This window comes from Collinsella aerofaciens (genome assembly GCF_015558785.1).
Lineage (GTDB): Bacteria > Actinomycetota > Coriobacteriia > Coriobacteriales > Coriobacteriaceae > Collinsella > Collinsella aerofaciens_P.
The window spans coordinates 23,016-36,090 of sequence record NZ_JADMOP010000019.1; the positions used below are offsets into that span (position 1 = coordinate 23,016).

Consider the following 13,075-nt stretch of genomic DNA (forward strand, 5'->3'; position numbering starts at 1 on the left):
AATCTGTAACACCAAAGGTGAATTTCAGCTGCTAGATGTTACAGATTGAGATAAACCCAAGGGAAGGGGCCGGTATGTCTCAATCTGTAACAGGTGGGACCGTTTTGGCCGAGTAGGTGTTACAGATTGAGACGATTTAGTCGAGGCGGGCCACAGGCAACGCACGGGCACAAAAAAACGGAGCCGTGTTGCCACGACTCCGTTTCTCAAGAGGATGGGCAAGGGGAATGGGTTAGTCCAGGTGCCAAATCTCGTCGTTGTACTGGGAGATCGTGCGGTCGGACGAGAAGGTGCCGGCGTTGGCGATATTGATCAGCGCCTTGCGCATCCAGGCGTCCTGGTCCTCGTAGTCGGCTAGCACGCGCTCCTTGGTCTGGATGTATTCCTCAATGTCGAGCAGGGCCATAAACCAGTCCTTGCCCTTGATGTCGTCGTGCAGGCGCTGCAGGCGCTCCGCGTTGCCGGTTGCCATAAAGGCGGGATTGGTGATGAAGTCCACCAGCAGTTTGATGCCGGGCTTGCGGTAGAGCGCGCCGGCGTTGTAGGTGCCGTCGGCGTAGAGCTGCTCGACCTGTTTGGACGAGGCGCCAAAGGTATAGATGTTCTCGTCGCCCACGAGCTCAGCAATCTCCACGTTGGCACCGTCGAGCGTGCACAGGGTCAGGGCGCCGTTAAGCATGAACTTCATGTTAGAGGTGCCGCTCGCCTCTTTGGAGGCCAGGCTGATCTGCTCGGAGATGTCGGCGGCGGGAATCACGCGCTCGGCGGCGGTGACGTTGTAGTTCTCGATCATGACGACCTGCAGGTAGGGGGCCACGTCGGGGTCGTTGGCTATCCACTGGGACAGCGTCAGGATTAGGTGGATGATGTCCTGAGCGATGGTATAGGCAGGCGCTGCCTTGCCGCCAAAGATGATGGTGACGGGGTGCTTAGGCTTATTGCCGTTTTTGATGTCGAGATACTTCCAGATGATGTAGAGCGCGAGCATCTGCTGGCGCTTGTACTCGTGGATACGCTTGACCTGAACATCGATGATGGCGTTGGAGGGAATGGTCACACCCTGCTCGAGCGCCATGAACTGGCGCATGATGGCCTTGGCCTCGGTCTTGGTGGCAGCCAGGCGCTCAAGAACATCTTTGTCGTCGGCGAACTTGGCGAGTTTGCTCAGATCGCCGGTGCTGCGCCAGTCGGTGCCGATCACATCGTCGAGCAGGTTGGCGAGCGCGGGGTTGGCTCCCTGGATCCAGCGGCGGAAGGTGATGCCGTTGGTCTTGTTGGAGAACTTCTCGGGGTAGATCTCGTAGAACGGATGAAGCTCGGTGTCCTCCAGGATCTTGGTGTGGAGTGCGGCGACGCCGTTGATGGAGAAGCCAAAGTGGATGTCCATGTGGGCCATGTGGACGGTGTCGTACTCGTCGATGATGGCGACACGCGGGTCGTTGTGCTCGGCCTTGGCGACCTCGTCGAGCTTGACGATAATGTCGGCGATGGCAGGGGAGACCTTCTGCAGGCTGGTGAGCGGCCACTTCTCGAGCGCCTCGGCAAGAATCGTGTGGTTGGTGTAGGCGACCATGGAGCGCACGATGGCAACGGCCTCGTCAAACTCGATGTCGTGCTTGGTGGTGAGCAGGCGGATGAGCTCGGGAATGACCATGGTGGGGTGCGTGTCGTTGATCTGGACCACGGCGTAGCCGGCCAAGTCGTGCAGATTGCTGCCGCGCTCGATGGCCTCGTCGATGAGGAGCTGGGCGGCGTTGCTCACCATGAAGTATTCCTGGTAGATGCGAAGCAGGCGGCCCTGCTCGTCGGAATCGTCGGGGTAAAGGAACAAGGTGAGATTCTTGGCGATCTCGGTCTTGTCGAAGTCGATGGAGCTGCCGGGGACCAGGCCGTCGTCGACACTTGCCAGGTCGAACAGGCGAAGGCGGTTTTTGGTGGGCTGGCCATAACCGGGCACATCGATGTTGACGAGCTTGGAGGTAACGGCAAAGTCGCCGAACTCGACGGTGTAGGAGTGGTCATCATCGACCAGGATGTCCTGCTCGCCGAGCCACTCGTCGGGGATGGCCTTCTGCTGGTTGTCGACAAAGCGTTGACGGAACAGGCCGTAGTGGTAGTTGAGGCCCACGCCGTCGCCGGTAAGGCCCAGCGTGGCAATGGAATCCAGGAAGCACGCGGCCAGACGGCCCAGGCCGCCGTTGCCGAGCGAAGGCTCGACCTCGAACTCCTCGATCTTGTTGAGGTCGTGGCCGGCGGCGACGAGCTGGTCCTTAACCTCGTCATAGATGCCAAGGTCGATCATATTGTTGATGAGCAGCTTGCCGATCAAAAACTCGGCCGAGATGTAGTAGAGCTTTTTCTTGCCGTTGTTGAGCGGACAGGCGGCAGAGCGCTCCTGCACGAGCTTGACCAGCAGCTTATAAATACGACGGTCATCGAGCTGCTCGAGCGAGGTACCAAAGGACTGCTCGGCGAGTTCCATGAGGTTAATTTGGGGCATGTTTCCTCCTGTGATGGGTTGTTTCATGTCTGCAATTCATAAGAAGCCCGCGCGAGGGATTGAGATGGCCTCGCGCGGGAAAACGGACGCGTCCGCACGGTGGGGTGGGGTCGGACGCGGTGGCTTCTATTGGGGAAGCTCAATTTCGGCTTCCGACGGAATGCGGAAGTAGGTTTCGGTCCAGTCGGTGAGCTTGTGCTCGAGCTCGCGGGTGATGGCGCCATCGAGCATGCGCCAGGTCCAGTTGCCGCCCAGGGTGGCGGGGGTGTTGATGCGTGCCTCGTTGCCCAGATTGAGCAGGTCTTGCATGGTGTAGATGCAGGTATCGCTCACGCTGGCGGCGATGGTGCGGTTGAGTGCATCGGCCATGGGCTCGCCTGCCTGCTGGTGGGTGTATAGGGCCGCCTGCTCGCGCTGGCGCGGGGTGGCCGTTCCCTCAAACCAACCGCGCGCCGTCTCGTTGTCGTGCGTGCCCACATAGGCGACGGTGTTGGCAATGTAGTTGTGCGGCAGGTAGTACGAGTTGGTGCCCTCAAAGGCGAACTGCAAGATTTTCATGCCGGGGAAGCCCGAGTTGTCGCGCATGTCGATGACGCCGGGGGTGAGGAAGCCCAGGTCTTCGGCGATGATGGGCAGCGTGCCGAGCTTTTCCTCGAGCGTCTTGAAGAACTTGAGGCCGGGGCCCTGCGTCCACGAACCGTAGGACGAATCGGGTGAGGAGAACGGCACCTCCCAATAGGCCTCGAAGCCGCGGAAGTGATCCAGGCGGATGACATCGTACATGTCGAGGGCGGCGCGGATACGGCCCTCCCACCAGGAGAAACCGTCGGCTTCCATGGCGTCCCAGTCGTAGATGGGATTGCCCCAGTACTGGCCGGTGGCCGAGAACTGGTCGGGCGGCGTGCCAGCGACGCTCACAGGATTACCGGCGGCGTCGATCTTAAAGAGCTCGGGCGTGGCCCACATCTCGACGGAGTCGCGCGAGACATAGATGGGCAGGTCGCCGATGATGAGGATATCGCGCTCGTTGGCATAGGCCTTGAGGCGGCTCCACTGACGATTGAAGAAGTACTGCGTCATCTGGTGGTAGAGCATGCGCGCGGGATGGGCGGCGCAAACCTTGGCAGAAGCCTCGCCACGGGTACGGAGCTCTGCGGGCCACTCCCAAAATGCCTTGAGACCGCACTCCTCCTTGACGGTCATGAACTCGCAGTAGGGGATGAGCCAGTCTTCGTTGGTTTGGACAAAGTCGTCGAAGTCGGCCGGCTTGTCGGCGGCAAAGCGCTCAGCGGCGCGGTCGAGAATCTGACGACGACCACCAAAGATGGCGCCATAGTCGACATTGCTGGGGTCAGAGCCCAGGTACACGCCGTCGATATCTCGCTGCTCCAGATAGCCGGCCTCGATAAGCTCGGCAAAGTCGATGAAGTTGGGGTTGCCCGCACGGGCCGAGAACGACTGATAGGGCGAGTCGCCATAGCTCGTCGTCGTAAGGGGCAGAATCTGCCAATAATGTTGTTTGCACGAGGCGAGGAAATCGACAAAGTCATAGGCGTTCCAGCCAAAGCCGCCGATGCCATACGGTCCGGGCAGAGACGAGATGGGCATGAGAACACCGCTTGCACGCTCCATGGATGTGCTCACCAACCTTCTTGTTGTGGGATCGGCCTGCAGATGGGTGAACAGCCCGTCCCGAGTTTTAGAGTCGATGTCCCTATTGTAGAACATGTTGTTTAAACATGTATAGGCGAGTTTAAAAAGTTGGCCCCTTTTCGGTAAATGGTTACGCGCCATGAAAAAGCCCCGGTCTCACATCGTGAGATCGGGGCAAGAACGCTATGTAGGTTTTTTGCTACTCGGCGTCGGCGAAGCCGTTGGGGTTATGGCTCTGCCAATTCCAACTGTCGCGGCACATGTCCGCGATATCGTACTGGGCCTTCCAACCCATCATGCGTTCGGCCTTGGAGGCATCGCACCAGTTGGCGGCGATATCGCCGGCACGGCGCTCGCGAATCACGTAGGGCAGCTCCTTGCCGCAGGCCTTGGAGAAGGCGGCGACGACCTCGAGTACCGAGGTGCCGGTGCCGGTGCCCAGGTTAAAGATCTCGACGCCGGTCTTGCCGTTCATCCAGTTAAGGGCGGCAACGTGACCAGAGGCCAGATCGCACACGTGGATGTAGTCGCGCACGCCGGTGCCGTCGGAGGTGGGGTAGTCGTTGCCAAAGACCTGAACGGCCTCGAGCTTGCCCACGGCGACCTGGGCGACATAGGGCACCAAGTTGTTGGGGATGCCCTTGGGGTCCTCGCCGATCAGGCCCGACGGATGAGCGCCGATGGGGTTGAAGTAACGGAGCAGCACGACGTCCCACTCGGGGTCGGCGGTGTGGACGTCCATAAGGATCTGCTCGATCATCCACTTGGTCCAACCATAGGGGTTGGTCGCGGGCTTCTTAGGATCCTCCTCGGTGACGGGCGGGTTGTCCGGGTCGCCGTAGACGGTCGAGGAGCTCGAGAAGATGATGGACTTGCAGCCATGGTTGCGCATGACGTCGATGAGCACCAGGGTGTTCTCGATGTTGTTGTGGTAGTATTCGACGGGCTTGCTCACCGACTCGCCGACGGCCTTAAAGCCGGCAAAGTGGATGACGCGGTCGATCTGATGGGTATCGAAGATCTTGTTCATCGCATCGCGGTCGAGCACGTTGGCCTCGTAGAAGGTGAGGTTCTTGGCGGCCTCGTCGCCCACGATGGTCTTGACGCGCTCGACGGCGACGGCGCTGGAGTTGGAGAGATCATCGACGATGACGACCTGGTAGCCACCTTCGAGCAGCTGAACGACGGTGTGCGAGCCGATAAAGCCGGCGCCACCGGTAACGAGGACGCAGGTGTCTTTGGGGTCGAGTGCTTTGGACATGTAGTCTCCTATCGAATCAGGAACACTTCTTCAGGGGAGTATAGCGCAGGCAGGGACGCCCAAATCGTGCGCTGTGGGAAAAGCAGAGGATTGTGCTAACGTACTCATCAGAAGAGCTTGCGTACGCATAACCTGATCTTTGGCATTTGCTTACGAGCCGCTGACCTTGTAGTTTCCTGCCGTTCGTGGAAATCGTTGGGACGCGCCATATGTACGCTAATATGTATGAGTTGAGCGACATATAAATAAACATGTAACGGAGTACATATGTCACCAAACAGCGATTCCATCCTTTCCCAGGAGCTCTCGCGCCGCACTGCCCTCAAGGCCCTGTTCGGCGCCGCTTCTGCGGCAGTTCTTTTTGGCCTGCCCGCTCGCGCCCATGCGGCGGAGGCTTCCAAAGAAACAACCGATAAACTGAATGCCGCCCAGGCCCAGCTCGACGAGGTTCAGGCCCAGCTCGACAGCATCGCAAATGAGTATGCGGCGCTGGCCAACAAGAATGCCCAGACCCTCAACGACATCGAGAATGTCCAGGGCAAGATTGACGACACGCAGGCCCAGATCGATGAAAAGAAGGCCGAGCTCAAGAAGAAGCGCAACGACCTTTCCGATCGCGTGGCCGCCAGCTACAAGTCCGGCGGCACGAACATCCTGTCGCTGCTGCTGGCCTCTGGCTCGTTTGAGGAACTCGTCGCCAACGCGCATTACGTTGAGAAGATCAACAAGAGCGACCGCGACGCCATCGAGGACATTCAGACCATCCAGGAAGAGCTCGATGCGCAAAAGACCGAGCTCGAGTCGCAGAAGGCCGACTTAGAGAAGCTCAAGGACCAGCAGACTGCCCAGATGCAGGACATGCAGGCCAAGCAGCAAGAAGTCCAGACCGTGCTGAACGGTCTTTCCGACGACGTCAAGGAGCTCATGGCTCAGCGCGATTCCGAGATCCTCGCTGCCGCCCAGGCTGAGGAGGCCGCTAGGAAGGCTGCCGCTGCCGCGGCTGCCGCGAACAAGAACAATTCCTACTCGGGTGGTTCGAGCTCGGGTGGTGGATCGTACGCGCCCGGAACTCCGCAGCAGAATGCCGGCTCGGGCAAGCAGCAGGCTGTCGTCAACGCGTGCTACTCCACGCCTTCGCCGGGTCAGAACTGGTGCGCGGCGTGGGTCACCAATGTCTTCCGTAACGCCGGCGTGGGCTATTTTGGTGGTAACGCGTGCGATATGTTTAACGCATGGTGCTATAGCTCCGACCGCTCGGCGCTGCAGGTGGGCATGATCGTGGCCGATTCCTCGCACAGCGGCACGGGTGCTCCGGGCCTTATCTACGGTCATGTGGGTATCTACGTTGGCGGCGGCATCGTTATGAGCAACGAGGGTGCCATTACGTCTAAGTCGCTCGATTCGTTTATTAGCTTCTATGGCACTGGCTCTGGCGTGCGTTGGGGCTGGCTCGGCGGTATTGCGCTGTCGTAGCTGCGGTTTGAAGCAAGTTGGTCCGGGACCGCGGGCGAGGCATAAGGTTGCCTGCTCTACAGTCCTGCGCAAGACGAAGGCCACATTAAGTGGCCTTCTTTGCGTGCGGAACTCGCGACCAACCTTATGCCTCGCCCGCGGTCCCGGACCTTCCGGGTTCGGGGCGCGACACACCGGACTGGGTTATCTGAATAAATATGGTGAAGGCCCCTTTCGGGGCCTTCTTTGTTAAAGGAATTCGCCGACTCGGTGGACTTCGGGTTCTAGGTCTACGTCGAACTGCTCTTTGACTTTGGCTTGGATGTCGCGGATGAGTTCGTCAACGTCGGCGGCGGTGGCGTGGTCGGCGTTGACGATAAAGCCGCAGTGCTTTTCGCTTACCTGCGCGCCGCCGACAGCATGGCCGCGCAGGCCGGCATCCATGATGAGTTTGCCGGCAAAGTAGCCCTCGGGGCGCTTGAAGGTGGAGCCGGCACTCGGCATGTCGAGCGGCTGCTTGTCCTCGCGGCGCTGGCGGTAGTCGTCCATGTCGGCCTTGATCATCGCGGCGTTGCCCGGGGCGAGATTGAAAGTGGCCGAAAGCACGATGAAACCGTCGTCGGCAATGCGGCTCTTGCGATAGCCCAGGTTGAGTTCGTCGACATCGAACTCGATGATGTTGCCGCTGCCGCGGGTGCCGTCGTCGAGCTGGCGAGCGGGTTTGTAGACGCGCACGGACTCCAGCACATCGGCCATGCAGGCACCGTAGGCACCGGCGTTCATGTAGCAGGCGCCGCCGACCGATCCGGGGATGCCCGAGATGGGCTCCATGCCGGTAAGGCCGGCCTCGGCTGCCGCCGCGGCGACATCGGAAAGCAAGGCACCGGCTGCCGCCGTGACATGCGTGCCGCCGACCGTAATGTCGGAGAGGCCCTTGCTCAGCGCCACGACAACGCCGCGGATACCCTTGTCGCCGACGAGCAGGTCGGAGCCGTTGCCCACGATGGTGAGCGGCAGGTCGCAGCGATAACAGGTGTCGAGCGTGGCGACGAGGCCCTGCTCGGTATCGGGCGTGACAAAGACGTCGGCCGGGCCGCCGATCTTAAACGTGGTGTGCTCGCGCATGGGCTCGCTCATCAGCACGTTGTCCTCGCCGGCAACGCCAGCAAGCGCGCACAGCAGGTCCTCGTTAAAAAAGTCGTTCTCGTGCATACGAATATCCGCCTTTTGGTGGTCGTTGTCATCAATCGATTGCAATATACCCCACCCGGACGGATTTGGTGCGCTGGCGGCGATAAAACAGCCGTCTACCGGATTGGTAAAGTGTTTATCACCGAGGTAGAGGGGTAGTCGCTATACTTTCAAGAGATTGCGCGTAAACCCGGAAGGAGCGAGATGGCCAACAAAGTCACCCTCAAGCAGATCGCCCAGGAGGTGGGGCTTTCCCCCTCGTCGGTCTCGCTTGTGCTCAATAATCGGCCCTGTCGCATCTCGGAAGAAAACCGCAAGCTCATCAAAGAGGTCGCGGCGCGCAGCCACTATGTTCCCAACCAGATCGCGCGCAGCCTGGTCATGCGCGAGTCGCGCACGCTGGGCCTTATCGTCCCTAACATTGAGAGCCGCTTTTTTGCCTCGCTCGCCGGTAGCCTGGAAAAGCGCTGTCGCGAGGACGGCTATGCGCTCTTCATTACCAGCTCGGGTGGAAGCGCCGATGACGATCTGGAGCTGCTGCGCCAGCTGGTGACGCGCGGCGTTGATGGCGTCTTCCTGGTCGTAGGCGACGAGTTCTCCGACGACCGCGCCCTGCGCGAAGAAGTCAGCCATCTGCCTATCCCTGCCGTGATGGTCGACCGTGCCATTGAGGGGCTCGAGTGCGACAAGGTGATGTTCGACCACGAGATGGGTGGCTACATGGCCACTCGCTATCTGATCGAGCAGGGCCACCGTCGCATTGCCTGCTTGGTTAACGCGCGCCGTTCCAATACGGGGCGTAAGCGACTTGCCGGCTATGAGCGCGCGCTGCGCGAGGTTGGCCTGCCTATCGACGCACGTTTGGAGTTTGAGAGCGAGTACTACATTCCGAGTGCCTACGAGGCCTCGGAGGCGGTGCTCGCAACTGATGCCACCGCTGTGTTCGCAAGTTCGGATAACATCGCCCTCGGTCTGCTCAAGCGCTTGCACGAGATGGGGAAGAGCATCCCGGGCGACATCTCGGTGGTGAGTTACGACAACTCGGCCGCCGACGTTCTCTTTGAGCCGGCGCTGACCGCGATTGAGCAGGATCCTGGTGTCCTTGCGGAGCATGCTTTTGGCTGTATGTCCAAGCGTCTTGCCGGTAGGGGCGGCAGGCGTGCCGAAGAAGTCGTCCTGGAGCCGGCGCTTATCGTTAAGGGCAGCGTGCTCGAACTTACCGAATGTAGCTAAGCGTACTTGTTTGTTTGCATAGATTGCATGCGGAGTGTCCGCTATTTGCCGGCGGGGCCGGGGTGCCTGCCTTGTTTTGAGAAGTTTGCGGAGCCCACTTCTCAAAACAAGGCAGGCACCCCGGCCCTCGTCCGTTAACTCTTCCGCTGGGCGAGCCTTAGACGCCGCGCACCGATAGGGTAAGGCAGCGGCTTGAAATTGGTGCTATATTCAGCTTGAGTTGTTTAATGCTAGTACGGGAGGCTGATATGGGGCTGTTCAAGAAGAAAAACCCGCAGGATGCCTTTGATCCCGATGTGTTTACCATCACGGATACGATTTTGGACCCGCCGCGGTTTACATTTTTGCCGGCCATCTACCAGGATGCCACGCGCCGCAAGTGGGCCGTGCATCAGCGCGGCGGCGAGCCGAAGATTTTTGACTATGCGGACGTGTTGCAGTGCGAAGTGGCCGAGGCGGGCGATCCGGAGGCCGAAGAAGCGGTCTCTAAACAGGAATTTGCCCAGCGTATCCTGGCAAATCCTGCCAAGGCAGCAAAAATAAATGCTGCCAAGCGTAATATGTGTCTTGGTATGGGCGTTGTTGTGGCGGTTCAGACGGGAAAAGACGAGGTTTCCAAATTAGAGATTCCCGTTATGACCGACGAAGTCAAACGCGATTCAAGTCTATATAAGTCGTATCGGAATGTCGCCGAGAAGATCAAGGCAGAATTTGATGCCATGGGAGGGCTGGCCTAATTTTGGCGGCATACGTTTCTGAATGAGGAGTCTGTGCAATGGCAGGCGAATCTTATGCAATTCCCCCCAAAGATCGTGCTGTTGAGGGAATTCTTTGGTATATCCAGCACCATCAGCTTGCCGGCGGCGATCGCCTGCCGGCCGAGCGCGTGCTGTGCGAAGAGATTGGCGTTTCGCGTACGGCGTTGCGTGCCGGTATCACGCGGCTTATCTCGTGTGGAACGCTCGAGAGCCGTCGCGGATCGGGCACGTATGTGTGTCCTCCCAAGCCGCTGAACATCTTCCAGGAAACGTATAACTTTTCCGATGCTGTGCGGACTGCCGGCCTGCACCCCTCTTCTCGTCTGGTTTCCACCGGGACCATCGAGGCGGATGAGGCGCTTGCCGACAAGCTTGGGGTGGCTGTAGGCGCTCCCTTGCTCCGCATGCAGCGCGTTCGACTTATTGAGGGCGAGCCGGCGTCAATCGAGACCGCTCACGTTAACCTGTCCCTGTGCCCATCGCTTCCCGAGCACGATTTTGAGTGTGAGAGCCTTTACGATGTCTTGCTCAAAGAAGGTGGCGTGCGCGTTGAGCATGGACGTGAGCATATCTCCATCTCGCGTTTGAACGCCGAAGAGGCCGAGCTGCTCCAGCAAGAAGAGGGGACGCCGGTGTTCTATGAGAGCACGATCGAATTTGATAAGGACATGCGTTTTGTGGAGCATTGCAAATCGGTGATTTTGCCCACAAAGTTCCGCTTTGCCGATAACGGTGAAAAGAACGGCATGAGGAGCGTGGCAGGTGAACAATGGCTGAAACAGTAGATGCCACCCCGGTTTATATGCGCATACGACGTCGCATTGAGGAGCGTATCGAGCGTGGCATATATCCCACGGGTTCCATGATTCCGTCCGAAAAAGACCTCGCCGAGGAATTTGGTACGACACGCTTGACCATCCGAAGTGCTGTCGATGAGCTGGTTCGGCGCGGGCAGATTCGACGCGTCCGCGGAAAGGGCGCGTTTGTGGCGCAGAAAGTGCCCGTTGCCTACGAGCGAACAGGAGGCTTTCGCGAGTCGGTTCGTGCTTCGGGCGGCGAGCCGTCCGTCCGCATCCTCGCGCGTTCCAAGCGTTATGCGGGCCCATATTATGCCAACCTGTTTGGCATTGCCGAGGACGATTTGCTGTATTCGATTCGGCGTTTGAACTGCGTCAACGGCGATCCCGTATCGATTGAGATGGCGTTCATCCCGTGCCTGCTGTTTCCCACAATCGAAGATATTGACGTGTCGGTCTTCAGTTTGTACGAGACCTATGAGATGTTGGGCCGAAAGCCGGTCATGGCACAGGAAAAGCTCGATATCGAAGCGTTGGGCGCGCGAGATGCCGGCCTGCTTGGACTGGAGCAGGGCGATCTTGCCTTGACGCTTGAGTGTGTGAGCTTCGATGCGAGCGGCCAGGCGATCGAGTACGTCAAGTCGTTTAACCGCGGTGATGCGGGTGGATATACCTATACGTACTAGCTGGTTTTTTGCATAACGGGCTGAAAAGTTGACGGAATTTTGATTCGTTGAGCAGACCGTATATACAACCTTACAGGGCCCAAAATCGACCGTTCGCCGAAGGGGATAAATTAATCGACAGAGAGGTATCAAAAAGCCGTATCCTGTAACTGTGATTGGTATCAAATACTAATGATTTGTAACGAGGTGAGACGATGAAGATGCTCGATTACGTTCAGCTTGCCCATGTGCGTATGGGGGAGAACCTCGAGCGTTCGTCTGAGCTGGTAGCGCAGCTCGTTGATATTTTCCAGTCCGGTTCTTTTAACGCACTGCGCATCGTTGCTTCGGGTTCGTCGCGCCATGCCGCCGATTGCGCCCGCGATTACCTGCAAGATGCGCTGCAGATGCAGGTGTCCGTTGTGACGCCCGAGGCCTTCGTCGATTTTGAACACACCTATCCGCAGCATGCGCTCAACATCGCCGTCTCGCAGAGTGGCTATTCGACCAATACGATTGCGGCTCTTGATTACATGCGCGCACACGATATGGCTGCAGTTGCGCTCACGGCAAACGTCGAGGCACCCATCAAGGAACACGCCGACATCGTTCTTGACTACGGTGTGGGTGTCGAGTCGGTGGACTTTGTGACTCTGGGCGTCGAGGTTCTCGTTGAGTACCTGGTGCTCTTTGGTATTTACGGCGGTCAGGCGCGCGGAACGATTGACGCCAAGGGCGTTGCTCAGCGTCTTGATGGCCTGCGCGAGGCTATCCAGGCTAATGCCGTGATGTGCAAGACCGCCGAGGCATATGTCCAAGACCACATGCTCGAGCTTTCTGAGCACATGCCCGCCATGGTCGTCGGCAACGGCCCCAACTACGGCGTTGCCGAGGAGGCGGCGCTCAAGCTGAGCGAGACCATCAAGATTCCTGCCATGCATCACGAAGGCGAGGAGTTCGTCCACGGTCCCGAGATGCAGATCGTTCCGGGCTATCTGGTGTTTATCGTCGACGATCCGCAGGGGTCGGAGCGTCTTGCGAATATCGCCGATGCGCTATCGAACGTTACGACAAAAACGGTGCTGCTCACGGCCCATCCCAGGGGTAAGGCTCACGAGGTTGCGGTGCCTCAGGTGGCTCCGCTGCTCAGCGCAATTCCCAATTTGGTGTTCTTCCAGACGATTGCGGCAATGATCGCCGAACGTCTGAAGTCATGGGACGTGCACCCGTATCTTGATGCCGTCTCCAAGCAAATGGAGGTCAAGGCAGAGGGCTACGAAGAGTCAGTCAATGCGCTTAAGGCCAAAGCGGCCGAGTGTTACGGAATGTAAGCGGGTTTGATGCCCGTTGGCATGGGGGATGTGGAAACAACCCCAGAAAGGAGAGACAAATGAAGGAAACCGAGAAGATCGAGATCATGCATTTCGACCAGGAGGGCTATCTCGAGGACGGTAAGGCGCTCTACGAGACCGGCAAGAAGATGACCGCGCTCGCCGACAAGGTCGCCGACGAGGGCTACGACGCCGTGTTCCTGATGGGCGTCGGCGGCACCTGGGACGAGCTCA

At 58.9% G+C, this 13,075-nt stretch carries 10 protein-coding genes; 6 read left to right on the forward strand and 4 right to left on the reverse strand.

Annotated elements, in window-relative coordinates; genetic code table 11:
- Positions 1-232 precede the first annotated feature (232 nt).
- The 3 genes from glgP to galE all read right to left on the reverse strand — a co-directional run bounded on the left by glgP (position 233) and on the right by galE (position 5,414).
- Entirely contained in the window at positions 233-2,500 is a 2,268-nt protein-coding gene (gene glgP, locus I2G40_RS08475; RefSeq protein WP_229090730.1) for a glycogen/starch/alpha-glucan family phosphorylase, read from the reverse strand.
- Positions 2,501-2,626: 126 nt separating this feature from the next.
- Positions 2,627-4,144 carry a 4-alpha-glucanotransferase gene (malQ, locus tag I2G40_RS08480; RefSeq protein ID WP_324252596.1) on the reverse strand — a complete coding sequence of 506 codons (1,518 nt, stop codon included), beginning with the start codon at positions 4,142-4,144 and terminating at the stop codon, positions 2,627-2,629.
- Positions 4,145-4,352: 208 nt separating this feature from the next.
- Positions 4,353-5,414, reverse strand: coding sequence for a UDP-glucose 4-epimerase GalE (galE, locus tag I2G40_RS08485; RefSeq protein ID WP_195544794.1), 1,062 nt, complete (start codon positions 5,412-5,414; stop codon positions 4,353-4,355).
- Between the two features lie 267 nt (positions 5,415-5,681).
- Between galE and I2G40_RS08490 the strand changes: the two genes are divergently transcribed.
- Positions 5,682-6,887, forward strand: a complete 1,206-nt coding sequence (locus I2G40_RS08490; RefSeq protein WP_006235871.1) for a coiled-coil domain-containing protein — start codon at positions 5,682-5,684, stop codon at positions 6,885-6,887.
- A 228-nt stretch (positions 6,888-7,115) separates the two neighbouring features.
- On the opposite strand, the gene murB is transcribed toward I2G40_RS08490, so the two are convergent.
- Positions 7,116-8,078 carry a UDP-N-acetylmuramate dehydrogenase gene (gene murB, locus I2G40_RS08495; protein ID WP_195544795.1) on the reverse strand — a complete coding sequence of 321 codons (963 nt, stop codon included), beginning with the start codon at positions 8,076-8,078 and terminating at the stop codon, positions 7,116-7,118.
- A gap of 183 nt (positions 8,079-8,261) precedes the next feature.
- Here murB and I2G40_RS08500 point away from each other — a divergent pair, with 183 nt between their 5' ends.
- From I2G40_RS08500 to I2G40_RS08520, 5 genes are all read left to right on the forward strand, one after another.
- Positions 8,262-9,290 carry a LacI family DNA-binding transcriptional regulator gene (locus I2G40_RS08500; protein WP_195544796.1) on the forward strand — a complete coding sequence of 343 codons (1,029 nt, stop codon included), beginning with the start codon at positions 8,262-8,264 and terminating at the stop codon, positions 9,288-9,290.
- Positions 9,291-9,538: 248 nt separating this feature from the next.
- Positions 9,539-10,027, forward strand: coding sequence for a hypothetical protein (locus I2G40_RS08505; protein ID WP_035137745.1), 489 nt, complete (start codon positions 9,539-9,541; stop codon positions 10,025-10,027).
- 38 nt (positions 10,028-10,065) lie between these two features.
- Positions 10,066-10,833, forward strand: coding sequence for a GntR family transcriptional regulator (locus I2G40_RS08510; protein ID WP_117564862.1), 768 nt, complete (start codon positions 10,066-10,068; stop codon positions 10,831-10,833).
- A complete protein-coding gene (locus I2G40_RS08515; RefSeq protein ID WP_117638248.1) occupies positions 10,818-11,531 on the forward strand; it encodes a GntR family transcriptional regulator in 714 nt (237 codons plus the stop codon). Before I2G40_RS08510 ends, I2G40_RS08515 begins: the two co-directional genes overlap by 16 nt.
- A gap of 194 nt (positions 11,532-11,725) precedes the next feature.
- Positions 11,726-12,841, forward strand: coding sequence for an SIS domain-containing protein (locus tag I2G40_RS08520; protein WP_195544797.1), 1,116 nt, complete (start codon positions 11,726-11,728; stop codon positions 12,839-12,841).
- Positions 12,842-13,075: the final 234 nt, after the last annotated feature.